This is a genomic window from Sphingomonas faeni, from assembly GCF_040407505.1.
GTDB classification, from domain to species: domain Bacteria; phylum Pseudomonadota; class Alphaproteobacteria; order Sphingomonadales; family Sphingomonadaceae; genus Sphingomonas; species Sphingomonas faeni_E.
Window position 1 is genome coordinate 111625 of the sequence record NZ_JAPZPQ010000006.1, and the last position, 15581, is coordinate 127205.

Annotated in this window: 15 protein-coding genes; 5 read left to right on the forward strand and 10 right to left on the reverse strand. The window is 66.3% G+C overall.

Going from position 1 to position 15581, the window contains the following annotated elements; all coding sequences use genetic code 11:
- Window positions 1-6 precede the first annotated feature (6 nt).
- The 3 genes from leuS to holA are packed head-to-tail and all read left to right on the forward strand — an operon-like array spanning window position 7 to window position 4237.
- On the forward strand, window positions 7-2694 hold the full coding sequence (leuS, locus tag O6X71_RS17000; RefSeq protein WP_353466928.1) for a leucine--tRNA ligase: 2688 nt from the start codon (window positions 7-9) through the stop codon (window positions 2692-2694).
- Complete coding sequence (lptE, locus tag O6X71_RS17005; RefSeq protein WP_353466930.1) at window positions 2691-3221, forward strand: LPS assembly lipoprotein LptE; 531 nt, start codon at window positions 2691-2693, stop codon at window positions 3219-3221. The genes leuS and lptE overlap by 4 nt, the downstream gene beginning before the upstream one ends.
- On the forward strand, window positions 3218-4237 hold the full coding sequence (gene holA, locus O6X71_RS17010) for a DNA polymerase III subunit delta (protein WP_353466931.1): 1020 nt from the start codon (window positions 3218-3220) through the stop codon (window positions 4235-4237). The genes lptE and holA overlap by 4 nt, the downstream gene beginning before the upstream one ends.
- 295 nt (window positions 4238-4532) lie before the next feature.
- Here the strand turns inward: holA and O6X71_RS17015 are convergent, their stop codons facing one another.
- Genes O6X71_RS17015 through O6X71_RS17040 form a run of 6 tightly spaced genes read right to left on the reverse strand, consistent with a single transcriptional unit; the run spans window position 4533 to window position 10233 of the window.
- Entirely contained in the window at window positions 4533-5432 is a 900-nt protein-coding gene (locus O6X71_RS17015) for a ParB/RepB/Spo0J family partition protein (protein ID WP_353466932.1), read from the reverse strand.
- Entirely contained in the window at window positions 5429-6211 is a 783-nt protein-coding gene (locus tag O6X71_RS17020; RefSeq protein ID WP_353466933.1) for a ParA family protein, read from the reverse strand. Before O6X71_RS17020 ends, O6X71_RS17015 begins: the two co-directional genes overlap by 4 nt.
- Complete coding sequence (gene rsmG / locus O6X71_RS17025; protein WP_353466934.1) at window positions 6208-6828, reverse strand: 16S rRNA (guanine(527)-N(7))-methyltransferase RsmG; 621 nt, start codon at window positions 6826-6828, stop codon at window positions 6208-6210. The genes O6X71_RS17020 and rsmG overlap by 4 nt, the downstream gene beginning before the upstream one ends.
- Window positions 6825-8660, reverse strand: a complete 1836-nt coding sequence (mnmG, locus tag O6X71_RS17030) for a tRNA uridine-5-carboxymethylaminomethyl(34) synthesis enzyme MnmG (protein WP_353466935.1) — start codon at window positions 8658-8660, stop codon at window positions 6825-6827. The genes rsmG and mnmG overlap by 4 nt, the downstream gene beginning before the upstream one ends.
- Before the next feature lie 54 nt (window positions 8661-8714).
- A complete protein-coding gene (gene mnmE / locus O6X71_RS17035; RefSeq protein ID WP_353466936.1) occupies window positions 8715-9992 on the reverse strand; it encodes a tRNA uridine-5-carboxymethylaminomethyl(34) synthesis GTPase MnmE in 1278 nt (425 codons plus the stop codon).
- A gap of 7 nt (window positions 9993-9999) precedes the next feature.
- Window positions 10000-10233 (reverse strand): DUF6489 family protein, encoded by a 234-nt coding sequence (locus tag O6X71_RS17040; protein WP_056053820.1) that lies wholly within the window; start codon window positions 10231-10233, stop codon window positions 10000-10002.
- A 55-nt stretch (window positions 10234-10288) separates the two neighbouring features.
- Here O6X71_RS17040 and O6X71_RS17045 point away from each other — a divergent pair, with 55 nt between their 5' ends.
- Both O6X71_RS17045 and O6X71_RS17050 read left to right on the forward strand, forming a co-directional pair.
- Window positions 10289-10759, forward strand: coding sequence for a methylated-DNA--[protein]-cysteine S-methyltransferase (locus O6X71_RS17045; protein WP_353466937.1), 471 nt, complete (start codon window positions 10289-10291; stop codon window positions 10757-10759).
- Complete coding sequence (locus O6X71_RS17050; protein WP_353466938.1) at window positions 10756-11457, forward strand: dienelactone hydrolase family protein; 702 nt, start codon at window positions 10756-10758, stop codon at window positions 11455-11457. Before O6X71_RS17045 ends, O6X71_RS17050 begins: the two co-directional genes overlap by 4 nt.
- 113 nt (window positions 11458-11570) lie before the next feature.
- On the opposite strand, the gene O6X71_RS17055 is transcribed toward O6X71_RS17050, so the two are convergent.
- The 4 genes from O6X71_RS17055 to hemE all read right to left on the reverse strand — a co-directional run bounded on the left by O6X71_RS17055 (window position 11571) and on the right by hemE (window position 15556).
- Window positions 11571-12290, reverse strand: a complete 720-nt coding sequence (locus O6X71_RS17055) for a TerC family protein (protein WP_353467026.1) — start codon at window positions 12288-12290, stop codon at window positions 11571-11573.
- Window positions 12291-12523: 233 nt separating this feature from the next.
- Complete coding sequence (rho, locus tag O6X71_RS17060; RefSeq protein ID WP_031395107.1) at window positions 12524-13780, reverse strand: transcription termination factor Rho; 1257 nt, start codon at window positions 13778-13780, stop codon at window positions 12524-12526.
- A 268-nt stretch (window positions 13781-14048) separates the two neighbouring features.
- The gene (locus O6X71_RS17065; protein ID WP_353466939.1) at window positions 14049-14510 is read right to left on the reverse strand and encodes a CopD family protein; all 462 of its coding nucleotides are present in this window, start codon (window positions 14508-14510) and stop codon (window positions 14049-14051) included.
- Window positions 14507-15556: a uroporphyrinogen decarboxylase gene (gene hemE, locus O6X71_RS17070; protein WP_353467027.1), complete on the reverse strand. Its 1050-nt coding sequence runs from the start codon at window positions 15554-15556 to the stop codon at window positions 14507-14509. Before hemE ends, O6X71_RS17065 begins: the two co-directional genes overlap by 4 nt.
- Window positions 15557-15581 lie beyond the last annotated feature (25 nt).

The following is a 15581-nucleotide window of genomic DNA, read 5'->3' on the forward strand; positions in this document are numbered from 1 at the left end:
GATATAATGGCGTCGCGTTTCAATGCGTTGAAGGCGGACGCGGCGTGGCAGAAGGTCTGGGACGAGCGCAAGACGTTCGCCGCGGACGACCTGTCGACCAAGCCGCGCTCGTACGTGCTCGAGATGTTCCCCTATCCGTCGGGGCGCATCCACATGGGGCATGTCCGGAACTACACGATGGGCGACGTGCTCGCGCGGTTCCGTCGGATGAAGGGCATGGAAGTGCTCCATCCGATGGGCTGGGACGCGTTCGGCATGCCCGCGGAAAACGCGGCGATGGAAAAGGGCGTGCATCCGGGCAACTGGACGCGCGCCAACATCGCGACGATGAAGGCGCAGCTGAAGCGCCTCGGTTTCGCGCTCGACTGGACGCGCGAGCTGGCGACGTGCGAGCCTGAATATTATGGCCACGAGCAGGCGCTGTTCCTCGACCTGTTCGCGGCAGGTCTCGTCTACCGCAAGGAATCGGCGGTAAACTGGGATCCGGTCGACATGACCGTGCTCGCCAACGAGCAGGTGATCGACGGTCGTGGCTGGCGCTCCGGTGCACTGGTCGAGCGGCGCAAGCTGTCGCAGTGGTTCCTGAAGATCACCGACTTCGCCGACGAGCTGGTCGACGGTCTCGGGGCGCTCGAGCATTGGCCCGACAAGGTCAAGCTGATGCAGGAAAACTGGATCGGCCGCAGCCAAGGCCTGCAGTTCAAGTTCGACCTCACTGCTCCCCTCCCGCTTGCGGGAGGGGTCGGGGGAGGGCCTGACACGAACGCGGCGGCAGCGTCCGAGGATGCCTCCCCTCCCCTAACCCCTCCCGCAAGCGGAAGGGGAATAGAGAGCGTCGAGGTCTTCACGACGCGTCCCGACACGATGTTCGGCTCCAGCTTCGTCGCCGTCGCCGCAGATCACCCGATCGCGCGCGCGATCGCCGAGACGAACCCCGACGCCGCGGCCTTCATCGAACTCTGCAAGCGTGGCGGCACCACCGCGGCCGAACTCGACACGCAGGAAAAGCTCGGCTTCGACACCGGCATCCGCGCGGTCCATCCGCTCGACAAGACGTGGGAACTCCCGGTCTACATCGCGAACTTCGTGCTGATGGAATACGGCACCGGCGCGGTGTTCGGCGTCCCGGCGCACGACCAGCGCGATCTCGATTTCGCGCGCAAATACGACCTGCCCGTCAAGCGCGTCGTCAGCGAAGGCGATGACGAAGCCCCCGTGTTCGTCGGCGACACCGCATGGACCGGCGCCGGCACCATCGTGAACTCGCACTTCCTCGACGGCATGGACATCGAAGACGCCAAGCGCGTCGTGATCGAGCGCGCCGAGGGCGAAGGCTGGGGCAAGGGCACGACCGTGTTCCGCCTGCGCGACTGGGGCGTCAGCCGCCAGCGTTACTGGGGCACGCCGATCCCGATCATCCACTGCGACGCGTGCGGCGCGGTACCGGTGCCGAAGGATCAGCTGCCGATCGTCCTGCCCGAGGACGTCAGCTTCGACATCCCCGGCAACCCGCTCGATCGCCATCCGACCTGGAAGCACATCGCCTGCCCGTCCTGCGGTGCGAACGCGCGCCGCGAGACCGATACGCTCGACACGTTCGTCGATTCGTCGTGGTATTTCATCCGCTTCGCCAGCCAGCCGAACGCGAAACCGTTCGACCGGACGGGCGCGGAGAAGTGGCTGCCGGTCAACCAGTATATCGGCGGTGTCGAGCACGCGATCCTGCATTTGCTATACGCCCGCTTCTGGACGCGCGCGCTGAAGCATATCGGCATGCTCGACATCGCCGAGCCATTTGCCGGGCTGTTCACGCAAGGCATGGTCACGCACGAGACCTATAGCCGAGGCGACGCCGGTGACGCGCAGCCGGAGGCCGACACCGACAACGACGACGACGATTCGAGCGACGCGCCGGTGAAGACGAAGTGGCTGTCTCCCGACGAGGTCCGCAAGACCGATGCGGGGTATATCGAGATCGCGACCGGAGGCCCCGTGACGGTCGGTCGCGTGACGAAAATGTCGAAGTCGAAGAAGAACACCGTCGATCCCGAGCCGATCGTCGACCAGTACGGCGCCGACGCGGTGCGCTGGTTCGTGCTCTCCGACTCGCCCCCCGAACGCGATCTCCCCTGGAGCGAGTCCGGCATCGAAGGCGCGTGGCGGTTCGTCCAGCGTCTCTGGCGCCTGATCGAGTCCGACGACGCAGCCAAGGCCGAGGGCGACGACATCGCCCTGCGCAAACTCTGCCACCGCACGACCGTCGGTATCGAGAGCGATATCAATGGCTTGCAGTTCAACAAGGCGGTCGCACGGCTCTATTCCCTGTGCAGCGCGATCGAAAAGGCAGCGCCCACCGCAGACCGCGAACAGGCAATCCGCACGCTGCTGCTGCTCGTCAGCCCGATGGTCCCGCACGTCGCCGAGGAAGCCTGGGCGACCGCGGGCAATGACGGTCTGATCGCCGACGCGGCGTGGCCGACCGTCGATCCGGCGATGCTGGTCGACGACGAAGTCACGATCGCGGTGCAGGTCAACGGCAAGCTCCGCGACACGCTCGTCTTCCCCAAGGGCGCAGCCAAGGACGAGGTCGAAGCCGCCGCGCTCGCCTCCGAGAAGATCGTCCGCCTGCTCGAGGGCAAGCCGCCCCGGAAAGTGATCGTCGTGCCCGACCGTCTCGTGAACATCGTCGCATGAAGCGCCTGGCTATCCTGAGCGCGTTGGCGCTCGCCCCCGCGCTATCGGGCTGTGGCCTGCACCCGCTCTACGCAGGCGGCAGCAGCGGTCCGGTCGCGGGCGCGCTCGGCCAGGTCGAGATCGCACCGATCGCGGGCAAGAACGGGTGGCTGATGGCCACCGCGCTGCGCGACCGCCTGCCCTCGAACGGTGCACCCGCGCTCTACCGGATCGACATCCGCCTCGACGACTCGATCAGCGGCCTCGGCGTCCGCACCGACGACAGCGTCTCGCGTGAACGTCGGACGCTGCGCGCGCGCTATCAGCTCGTGCGGATCGGCGACAACTCGGTGCTGCTCGACGCGACCGCCGGCTCCGACGCCGGCATCGACGTCGTCCGCTCCGAATATGCGACGATCGCCGCCGAGAACACCGCGCTCGAACGCCTGTCGCAGATCGTCGCCGACCAGATCGTCGCGCGTGTCGCCCTGTATGCGCGCAACACGCCTGCGGTCGCCGCGGCGCAGGCCACTCCGCCCGCCAAGTGAAGGCCAGCGCCGGCCAGATCCGCGGTGCGCTGGCCAAACCGGGCGGCGACATCCGCCTGTACCTGCTCCACGGCCCCGACGAGGCCGGCGCTAGCGACCTGGCGCGCGTGCTCGCCAAGGCAATGGGCGCGGATGCCGAGCGCGTCGATCTCGACGGCTCGATGCTCAAGGGCGACCCCGGCCGGCTGACCGACGAAGCCGCGTCGCTGTCACTATTTGCGGGTGCAAGGTTCGTCCGCGTCGCGTCAGCCGGCGAGGAAAGCCTCGAAGCTTTCACCAACCTCCTCGCGGCCGAACGCGTCGGCAACCCCGTCGTCGCGATCGCCCCGACCGTCAAATCCACCGCCAAGATCGTCAAGCTCGCGATCGATTCCCCGCGTGCGATGGCGTTCGCCTGCTACGCCCCGACCGCGCAGGACGCCGAACGCCTCGCGACGACGATCGCGAGCGAGAACGGCCTACGCCCCGCCCCCGGCGTCGCCCGCCGCCTGGTCGATACGACGGGAGGCGACCGCGCCGTCATTTCGCGAGAGATCGAGAAGCTGGCACTCTACCTCGACGCCGCGCCCGATCGGCCTGCGGACCTCGATCACCACGCACTCGATGCGGTCGGCGCAGACCTCGGCGATGCGGAGATGAGCCGTGCGATCGATGCCGTCATCGAAGGCCGGGTCGACGATCTCGGCGCCGAACTGGCGGTACTCGAAGAAGCCGGCACCTCGCCGATCCCGTGGCTCCGCCAGCTCGTCCGCCGCCTGATCGCGCTTGCCGACATGCGCGGCGAGATCGACCGCGGCGAAGCGGTCGACGCGGTGATGAAACGCCACCGCGTGTTCTTCAAGGAAGAGGCCAGCACGGCTAGGTCGCTACGCCGCTGGACCCCGACGATGCTCGCCACCGCGATCCAGCGCGTCCGAACCGCCGAGCGCGCGATCATGGCGTCCGGGAATGCTGGCGGGGTTGTGGCCGAGGCGGCCGTGGTGGCGCTATCGCAAGCGATCGCGCGCCGAAACTAACGCGCACCCGCATTTGCGTCTGCCTCCGCTTGCGCTTCCCTCTTCCCGCCCCCCACCTTCCGTCATCCCGGCGCACGCCGGGACCCATGGATAGGGTGCGATCACTAACGAAGCGGACCGCAACCGTGGGTCCCGGCTTCCGCCGGGATGACGGAGAGTATTGGTCCTCCCTTCACCCTCCACCCCCTCCTATCCCCCGTTCGTCCTGAGCGAAGTCGAAGGATGGTCCAGTACGCAGGTGTTTCGACTTTGCTCAGCACCAACGGGCGGCGTGCGATTGGATCAGGCCGGCGACTTAGATCGCCCCACCCGTCAACCGCTGACAAACCATATCCAGCTGGTCGAGCGTCGAGTAATTCAACGTCAACGTCCCCCCAGTCTCGGTATGCGCAACCCTAACCTGCAACCCGAGCAGATCCGCCAACTGCCGCTCCAACGCAGCAATATCCGCATCAGGCACCCGAGGCTCGGACGACCCACCACCACTCCGGCTCCGCCCAGGCTTCGCATCGCGCGCCAGCTTCTCGGTCTCACGCACCGACAGCCCACGCGACACGACCTGATCCGCGAGTGACTCCACATCCGGCGATCCGAGCAACGCCCGAGCATGCCCCATCGACAGCGATCCATCGACCACCTGCGACTGCACCTGTGCCGGCAGCTCCAGCAACCGCAGCAGGTTCGCGACATGGCTGCGCGACTTGTGGACGATCTTGGCAAGCACCTCCTGCGTGTGGCCATATTCGCCCGCCAGCCGCTGATAGGCTTGAGCCTCTTCGATCGCGTTGAGATCCTCGCGCTGGATGTTCTCGATCAGCGCGATCTCGAGCGTCTCGGCATCATCGAAGTCGCGGACGACGACCGGCACCTCGTGCAGCCGCGCACGCTGTGCAGCCCGCCAACGCCGCTCACCCGCGACGATCTGGAAATCATGCCCATGCGGCCGCACGACGATCGGCTGGATCAGCCCGCGCGACGCGATCGACGCCGCCAGCTCGTCGAGCATAGCCTCGTCGAAATGCCGCCGCGGCTGATCCGGATGCGGCGACAGCGAACTGACCGGCAGCATACGCACGCCCGACGATTGCTGCGCCGCACCATCGGTCGACACCGGCGTCTCGCGCGCCATCTCGCCAAGCAGGGCGTTGAGGCCCCTGCCCAATCCCGGCCGACCGCGTTTGTTACCGTCGCTCATGCCGCAACCTGCGCAGTTGCCGCAAGCCGCCCGATCAACTCACGCGCCAACGCGATATACGCCTGCGAACCCGAACACCGATGATCGTAGATCAACGCCGGCAACCCGTGGCTCGGCGCCTCCGACAGCCGCACGTTGCGCGGGATCACCGTCTCGAACACCACTTTGCCAAGAACCGCGCGAACGTCTGCCGAGACCTGGTCCGTCAGCCGGTTGCGCCGATCGAACATCGTCAGCGCCACCCCCAGAATCGACAGGCCCGGATTGAACCGCTGGCGGATCCGCTCGACCGTACTCAACAACTGCGACAACCCCTCAAGCGCGAAAAACTCGCATTGCAGCGGCACGAGCAGCGAGTCCGCCGCGACCATCGCGTTGATCGTCAGCAGCCCGAGCGACGGCGGGCAATCGATCAGCGCGATGTCCCACGGCCCCTGCGCCGCCTTCACCGCGCGATCGAGCCGGTGCGTGCGCGCATCGAAGTCGACCAGCTCGATCTCCGCGCCCGACAGGTCGACCGTCGCCGGAACGATATCGAGCCGCGGCACGCGCGTATGCACCACTGCTTCCTCGATCGACGTCTCGCCGACCAGCACGTCATAGCTCGACCGCTCGCGCTGCGAATGGCCGATGCCGAGGCCGGTCGATGCGTTGCCCTGCGGATCGAGATCGATCAGCAGCACGCGCATCCCCGTGGCGGCCAGCGCGGTCGCGAGGTTGATGGCGCTGGTGGTCTTGCCCACCCCGCCCTTCTGATTGGCGACCGCGATGGTGATCATCGCGCGCTTACCCGATCCAGAACCACGATCGACGACTCCGGGTTCGTGACGCTTTGTTCCACGTGGAACATAAACCGCCAATGCTGCTTGAGCGCGGCCAGCTCCTCCTCGTCGAAACGCCCCCGAGGAAGCAACCACCGCGTTTCCGTTGTGGCGCAGTGCGCCGCGCCACGCAAAAGGTTTTGCAGCGACGCGACCGCACGAGCGGAAATGATCGACGCGTCGGCCGTGGCATTCTCGACTTTGGAGGCATGAACGCGGACCTGCTCGCCAAGCCCAAGCCGAGCGACACACAGCTGGAGGAAGTCCGCACGCCGGCGCCGGGGCTCGACCAGATCGACCGGCCCCTCGCGAACCAGCGCGACGACCATACCAGGAAACCCCCCGCCGGTGCCGATATCAAGCCAATGCTTCGCGGAGGTATCTGCCCCTGCGAGCGCGACGAGCTGGAGCGAGTCGACCACGTGTCGATCCCAGATCGTCGGGATCGTCGACGGCGCAATCAGATTCTGATGCGGCGCTTCCTCGACGACCATTGCCACGAACGCGCTCAGGCGCTCGGTCGCCTCCGCCCCGAACCGCTCGGTCGTCCAGCTCTGCGCTTCGTCTTCGGTCATGCTGGCACTCGTTTCGTATGCAATAATACCGCGGACAAAGCCGCCGGGGTGATCCCCCGCACCCGCGCCGCCGCCGCAAGCGAGGTCGGCCGCGCCGCGCTCAGGCGATCGATCATCTCGTTCGAAAGGCCAGGCACGCGGTCATAGGCAAGGTCCTCGGGCAACCGGATCGCCTCGTCGGCCCGCAACCGCGCGACCTCCTGCGCCTGCCGCTCGATATACGGAGCGTAGCGCGCGTCCTCTAACACTTCGTCAACGACCGCAGTCGGGATCCCGACCGCCGCATTCGGTGCGACATGCGAGAGCGTCACGCCCTCAAACCGAAGCCAGTCGAACGCCGTCCGCCGCGCGCCATCTCGACCAATCGCCACACCCTGATCGGCTACATGGGTCGCATTCCGCTCGCAGTCGAGTGCCGAACGGAAACGAGCACGATCCTCGACCAGCGCATGCTGATGTGCCAACCGCTCGGGTCCAAGACACCCCGCCGCCTCCGCAATACCGCCCAACCGAGTCTCGGCATTGTCTGCGCGCAACGACAACCGAAACTCCGCGCGTGCCGTCAGCATCCGATACGGCTCGGTCACCCCTTGCAGCGTCAAATCGTCGATCATCACCCCGAGGTAACTCGAAGCGCGATCTAGGATCACCGGCGCCAGATCGCACGCATACGCCGCGGCGTTGAGCCCAGCGACGAGCCCCTGCCCAGCCGCTTCCTCATACCCCGTCGTGCCGTTGATCTGCCCCGCGCAGAACACCCCCTCGATCGCACCCAGGGCCAACCGCGTATCGAGCGCACGCGGATCGATATAATCATACTCGACCGCATAGCCCGGCATCGTCATCGTCACGCGCTCAAGCCCCGGAATGCTAGCCAGCATCGCCGCCTGAACCTCGACCGGCAGCGACGTCGACAGCCCATTGGGATAAACCGTCGCATCGTCGAGGCCCTCAGGTTCGAGGAAAACCTGATGCCCGTCCCGGTCGCCGAACCGATGCACCTTGTCCTCGATCGACGGACAGTAACGCGGCCCCGCTGCCTCGATCGCACCGGTGAACAGCGGCGACCGGTGGAAAGCGTCGCGGATGATCGCATGCGTCCGATCGGTCGTACGCGTTATGGCACATGCAATCTGCGGCAGCGGACGCGCGCGAGTCATTGGCGACATCGTCCAGGGATCAAGGTCCGACGGCTGCTCGGCAAGCGCGCCCCAGTCGATCGTCCGCCCATCGAGCCGCGGTGGTGTTCCGGTCTTCAATCGCGCCATCGGCAGATCCCGCGCGCGCAACTGGTCGGCGAGTGGCTTGGCGGCCCGTTCGCCGATCCGGCCCCCTTCCTCGCGGTCATCCCCCCGGAATATACGTCCCCCAAGGAACGTCCCGGTCGCCAATACAACCGCTCGTGCTGTGACGATCGAGCCATCCGCCAGCACGACACCCGCCAAGCGATCGCCGTTAAAGTGCAACGCCGTCGCCTCGCCCTCGACGATCGAAAGCCCCTCAGTGGCCGCAAGCATCGCCTGGATCGCACCGGAATAGAGACGCCGATCGGCCTGGACCCGAGGCCCCTGCACCGCCGAACCCTTGCTGCGATTGAGCATCCGATAGTGGATCGCGGCAGCATCGGCCGCGCGGCCGATCAGCCCATCAAACGCGTCAACCTCGCGAACCATGTGCCCCTTACCAAGCCCACCAATCGCCGGATTGCACGACATCGCGCCAATATGCGCAGCGTCGAACGACACGAGCGCGGTACGCGCGCCCCTACGCGCCGCCGCGGCTGCGGCTTCGGTTCCGGCATGGCCACCGCCAACCACCACTACATCGAACATGTCACGGCCGTAGAACGCCACGACCGACGCGTCAAAGATGTTCCACGTGGAACATCACTTCCCGATGCAGAAACGTCCAAACAGCGCGTCGAGCATTTCCCCGGTGGCGTCGAGCCCAAGCACACCAGCAAGAAGCGCGCGAGCCTGTCGAAGGTGTTCCGCGACGATAAGCGCATCAGAGCTTCGATACCGAAGAGCCTCGACTGCCAAACCACACTGCCGACGCTGATGCTGCTTCAATGCGATGTCATCGCCACGCGGCAGCATCGCAACCGCTCGTCGATGCAGTTCATCCCACAGTGAATCGAGCGATCCCTGGTCGTTCTGCGAGACCGCCAATGTCCGGTCAGCGGGCAACTCTCCGCGCCCCGGCAGATCGGCGCGCGCATGAATCCAGATCGCATCGGCGCGGGGCGGCGCGGTATCGGCTAGCCACATCACGATGTCCGCTACGGCGAGCGCATCTTCCGCACGGGTGACGCCGATCGCCTCGATCGGGTCGAGCGTGTCGATCAAACCCGCGGTGTCGGTCAGCACATAGGCGATACCGCTCCGCGTCACCGGCACGTCGATCCGGTCGCGCGTCGTTCCCGAGATCGGCGAAACGATCGCCGCATCGCGCTCGCCGAGCAGGTTGAGCAGCGTCGACTTGCCGCTGTTGGGAGGACCACCGATGACCACGCGCAACCCGTCCTTCAGCCGCTCGACCGGCGGGGCGTCGACCACCGCCTCGATCTGCGCAGCGAGCACGTCGATCTCGGAAACGATCGCGTCGAACGCAGCGGTATCGCTCGCGACGTCATCCTCGTCGGCAAAGTCGAGCACAGCCTCGATCCGCGCAGACAGCATCGCGACCGAGTCCATCCAGCCGCGGACCGCCTGGCTCACCCGCCCCTCCGCCGCCGTCATCGCAGCGACACGCTGGCTCTCGGTCTCGGCTTCGAGAAGATCCGCGAGCCCCTCCGCCTCGGTCAGGTCGATCCGCCCGTTGGTCAAAGCACGGCGCGTGAACTCCCCCGGCTCGGCGTGCCGCAAGCCTGGCATCCCCGACAACGCCCGTTCGACCGCCGCGATCACCGCGCGACCACCGTGGCAGTGAAACTCGGCCAGGTCTTCGCCGGTCGCCGTCGCGGGTCCCGGAAACACGATGACCAGCGCGCGATCGAGCAACGCCCCATCCCTGTCCCGCAGTCCCCGGAGGCTGGCATGGCGCGGCACCGGCAACGGTCCCGCGAGCACCTCGGCCGCGGCAAACGCCTGAGGCCCGCTTACGCGAACGACGGCGATCGCCGCTGGCGGTCGTCCGCTCGATACCGCGAAAATCGTCTTCACGGGAAACTTAGCCGCTTTTCGTCGCGCTGTCGAACAGCCGCTTCCACATCGCCATCCCCGCCTCGCCCATCGGCTGCCAGCCGCGCATCATCGACTCGAGCATTTCCGGCTTCATCTGGCCGTCCGGAATGGCCTCCATCATCATCGCGATATAGCGGTCGTGGATCGGCGTCAGGTCGGGCAGCCCGACCGCGCGGCGCGCTTCCTCGGGGGTGCATTCGATCTCGATATTCATCTTCATGTGACGCACCCTCGATGACGCTTGAGCGGTCCATCGCGGCGCTGCATAGCGGGGAATGTATGCGCGCGATGCCGCCTCGATCGCAACGCCTATCGGTCTGGTCCGCGTGAGCGGCACCGGGGACCGGATCGACGCGATCGAGATCGGCGTGGAGGATGGTTCGACCAGCGATGCCCCCGCGATCCTGGAAGCACTCCGCCAGCTCGACGCGTATTTCGCCGGACGGCTGACCGAGTTCGACCTGCCCCTCGCGCTCTCCCCCACCCCGCGCGGTGCCGACCTTCGCCAGGCGATCGTCGACATCGCCTACGGTACCACGGCCAGCTACGCCGCGCTCGCCAAGGCAATCGGATCGAGCCCGCGCGCGATCGGCCAAGCCTGTGCGCGCAATCCTTTTCCGATCATCGTCCCCTGCCACCGAATCCTTGGAGCCGGCGGCGCGCTTGGTGCGTACTCCGCGGGGGAAGGCCCGATCACCAAATCCCGGCTGCTCGACCACGAGCGGCCGCCAGGAGGACTGTTATGACGAACACTACCAAGATCGCCACGCTCGCGGGCGATGGCGAATTCACCGCGTATCGCGCGACTCCGGCAGGCACGCCAAAGGCCGCGATCATCGTGATCCAGGAGATCTTCGGCGTGAACGCAGGGATCCGCCGCAAGTGCGACACGCTCGCCGAGGCCGGCTATCTCGCGATCGCCCCCGACCTGTTCTGGCGCCTCGAGCCCGGCATCGAACTCGATCCGGACATCAAGCCCGAGTTCGACCGTGCGCTCGAACTGATGGGCCAGTTCGACCAGGACAAGGGCATCGCCGATATCGAAGCGAGCATCCGCGCGGCGCGCAGCGAACTGGGTGACGACGCCAAGGTCGGTGTGGTCGGCTACTGCCTCGGCGGGCGCTTGGCGTTCATGACCGCGGCACGGACCGACGTCGATGCGAGCGTCGGCTATTACGGCGTCGGGATCGACGGCCTGCTCGGCGAAAAGCACGCGATCGCGCACCCGGTGCTGCTGCACGTGCCCGAGGAGGATCACTTCGTCGACAAGGCTGCGCAGGCGGCGATGCACGCGGGGCTCGACGATCACCCCAAGGTGACGATCTACGATTACGCTGGCGAGGACCACGGCTTCGCGACCGAGTTCGGCGAGCGGCGGTCGGATGCGTCGGCCAAGCTGGCGGACGAGCGGACGGCCAAGTTCTTCGCGGAGAATCTGGGCTGACCACACCCTCCCCGTCCCCTTGTTCCGGGGCGAGGCGGTGCTGACGACAGACATGAAAAAGGCCTCGTCGGACGATCCCGGCGAGGCCTTTTCTTATCCCACTCGCACCGCGATCAGCGCAGCAGCGAGATGATCCCGAGCGTCTCGCCGGTGCCGACCCAGCCTTCGTAGATCATCTTCAGCGCGACCACGAGGATCACGGCGAGGCCGATATACGCGATCCAGCGATACTTGTTGATGACGCGCGCGATGTAGTTCGCCGCCAGACCCATCATCGCGACCGACAGCAGCAGGCCGATAACCAGGATGCCGGGATGCTCGCGTGCCGCGCCAGCGACCGCCAGGACGTTGTCGAGGCTCATCGAGACGTCGGCGACGGCGACGGCCCAGGCAGCGCTCGCAAAGCCCTTCGACGACCGAATACCTGAGCGCTCGTCGCCCTGGATTTCCTCGGAGCCCGCGTTCTCCGCGCCCTCGCGGATTTCGCGCCAGAACTTCCAGCTTACCCAGAGCAGCAACAGGCCGCCCGCGAAGATCAGCCCGACGATGCCCATCAGCCATGTCACGATCAACGCGAAGAAGATGCGCAGCACGAGCGCGGCGCCGATGCCGATCAGGATGACCTTCTTGCGCTGGTCGGTCGGCAGCCCGGCGGCGAGTGCGCCGACGACGATCGCGTTGTCGCCGGCGAGGACGAGGTCGATCATGAGGACCGATCCGAATGCGGCGAGCGCCTTCGGGTCGCCCAGGTTGGAGAAGTCTGCGACGATGTGCTGCCAGATTTCCAGCGGCGAGCCGGGGCCCGCGGTGCTCGATGCGGCGGCGGCCAGCATGGCGATGATACTCAAGATGTCAGCTCCCGGTGACGTGGCCACGCCGCGGGCGGAGTGGCGGTTTTCATAGTGATTAATAGCAAAGCGGCACGCGAAAGCCATGCTCTCGCGTGCCGCCTTGGGTGTTCTTGGCGGACATGGGCAAAGCCCATGTCGTCGGTCGGGAGGCTTGCGCTCCCGCCGGCCGAACCGGTGCGAGTCCTGCGCCAGCTTGGCGCAGGACTCGCACTCGGTTATTGATTCATGCTGTCGAAGAAATTCTCGTTGGTCTTCGAATCCTTCATCTTGTCGAGCAGGAACTCCATCGCGTCGATCGTGCCCATCTGCATCAGGATGCGGCGCAGGACCCACATCTTGCTGAGCTTGGCCTTGTCGACCAGCAGCTCTTCCTTGCGCGTGCCCGACTTGCCGACGTCCAGCGCCGGGAAGATGCGCTTGTCCGCGACCTTGCGATCCAGCACGATTTCCGAGTTGCCGGTGCCCTTGAACTCCTCGAAGATCACCTCGTCCATGCGGCTGCCCGTATCGATCAGCGCGGTGGCGATGATCGAGAGCGAACCGCCCTCCTCGATGTTGCGCGCAGCACCGAAGAAGCGCTTGGGACGCTGCAGCGCGTTCGCGTCGACACCGCCGGTCAGGACCTTGCCCGACGACGGCACGACGGTGTTGTAGGCACGACCCAGACGCGTGATCGAGTCGAGCAGGATCACCACGTCCTTCTTGTGCTCGACCAGGCGCTTGGCCTTTTCGATCACCATTTCTGCGACTTGCACGTGGCGCTGTGCGGGTTCGTCGAAGGTCGAGCTGACCACCTCGCCCTTCACGCTGCGCTGCATGTCGGTGACTTCCTCGGGGCGCTCGTCGATCAGCAGGACAATCAGGAACACCTCGGGGTGGTTGTCGGTGATCGCCTTGGCCATGTTCTGCAACATGACCGTCTTGCCGACGCGCGGCGGCGCGACGATCAGCGTGCGCTGGCCCTTGCCCTGCGGCGAGACGATGTCGATGACCCGCGCGCTCTTGTCCTTGACGGTCGGATCGGCGGGATCGAGCGTCAGCTTGCTCTCGGGATAGAGCGGCGTGAGGTTGTCGAAATTGACGCGGTGGCGGACGACGTCGGGGTCGTCGAAATTGACGGCCGTGAGCTTCACCAGCGAGAAATAGCGTTCGCCATCCTTCGGCCCGCGAATCTCGCCCTCGACCGTGTCACCGGTGCGCAGGCCGAACTTCCGGACCTGGTTCGGCGAGATGTAGATGTCGTCCGGACCGGCGAGATAGTTCGATTCCGGCGAGCGCAGGAAGCCGAAGCCGTCGGGCAGCACCTCGATCGTGCCGAGCCCCATGATCTGGTCGCCATTGTCCGCCTGAACCTTCAGGATCGCGAACAGCAGGTCCTGCTTGCGCAGCGTCGAGGCGCTCTCGACCCCCAGTTCCTCGGCCAGCTGGACCAGCTCGGCGGGTTTCTTTTTCTTCAGGTCTTTGAGATGCATGGGGATTTCCGGATAGCAATCAACGGGAGAACGCTCGGTCGGCGGTGCGCTTGGGAAGCGGAACTGGGCGAGACGAGTCTACTGGAACCCACGACCGGGCAGGACGCCAGGAGGCCGTGTTGGGAGAAGGGGTTAGAATTGGGGGGCGGGTTAGTCAAGCGGGAGTGCGTACCCCGCTCTCGCCGTTCCCCTGCGAACGCAGGGGCCCAGGATCACGAACGCGATCGCCTGTAACCCTGGGCTCCTGCGTTCGCAGGAGAACACGCGTTCAGAACGGCTTAACGATCACCAGCACGACGATCAGCGTCACCGCCAGCGCAGGCACCTCGTTGAGCATCCGCAACTGCTTCCCCGCCAGCGTCGGCTTCCCCGCGGCGAGCTTCTTCGCATAGCCGACCGCCCAGCCGTGATATCCCGTCAGCAGGAACACCAGCGCAAGCTTCAGGTGCAGCCACCCAAGCCCCGGCGCGCCATCCGCCAGCCCGAGGTTCAGCGCCAACGCGATCCCCAGCACCCACACGACGATCATCGCCGGCGTCAGGATGATGTGGCGGATCTTGCTCTCGCGCTCGACCCAGTTCGCCGCCTCGGTCGTGTTACCGGCCGCTAGCGCCTCCTGATGATACACGAGATAGCGGGGCAGCATGAACAGCCCCGCCATCCAGAAGATCACGAAGATCAGATGCGCCGCCTTCACCCAGTCATACGCAGCGCCAAGAAAACCGCTCATGTCGTGCTCCTTACGCGGGCGATCAGCTGCTCGACATGCGCGATCGGCGTGTCGGGCAGGATCCCGTGGCCCAGGTTAAAGACGTGCGGACGCTCGACGAACGCCGCGAGGATCCGGTCGATCGCCGCATCGAGATCCGCCCCGCCCGCGATCAACGCCAGCGGATCGAGATTGCCCTGCGCCGGCATGTCCGCAGGTAGCGACGCATGTGCCCAGACCGGATCGACGGTCTCGTCCAGCCCGATCGCGTCGACGCCCGTCTCGCGCGCATAGGCGGGCAACTTGCCCCCGGCCCCCTTCGGAAAGCCGATGATCGGCACGCCGGGGCAGCGCGCGTGGAGCCGCTCGACGATCGACGCGGTCGGCGCGATCACCCAGCGCTCGAACTGCGCGGGCGAGAGCGACCCTGACCAGCTGTCGAACAGCTGCACCACGTCGACGCCCGCCTGGACCTGTCGCGCGAGATACTCGACCGTATTGTCGGCGATCGCATCGATGATCGCACCGAACGCCTCGGGATCGCGATACGCGAAACGCCGCGTCTCGGACTGATCCTTCGAGCCCTTCCCCGCCACCATATACGTCGCGACCGTCCAGGGAGACCCCGCAAAGCCCAGGAACGTCGTCTCGGGAGGCAAGGCAGCGGCGACCTTCGCGACGGTGCCGTAGACCGGCTCCAGCCGCCCCATCACCGGCTGCAACCGATCGAGCGCATGGTCGACCAGCGCCGGCTCGAGCCGAGGCCCCTCGCCGACCCCGAAGCTCAGATCCTGCCCGAGCGCCCACGGGATCATCAGGATGTCCGAGAACAGGATGGATCCGTCGAACCCGAACCGGCGGATCGGCTGGAGCGTGACTTCGGCCGCCGCGTCAGGATCGGTGGCGAGCGCGAGGAACCCGCCCTTCTCCGCGCGGAGTTCGCGATACTCGGGGAGATACCGCCCCGCCTGCCGCATGAGCCATAGCGGCGGCACGGCCTGACGCTCTCCGCGAAGAGTCGCCAGGAGAGGCTTGAAGGTCGGCGAGTTGGGAGTCGGATCGGTCAGCGGAGCACCCTTCTTCTACTATAAG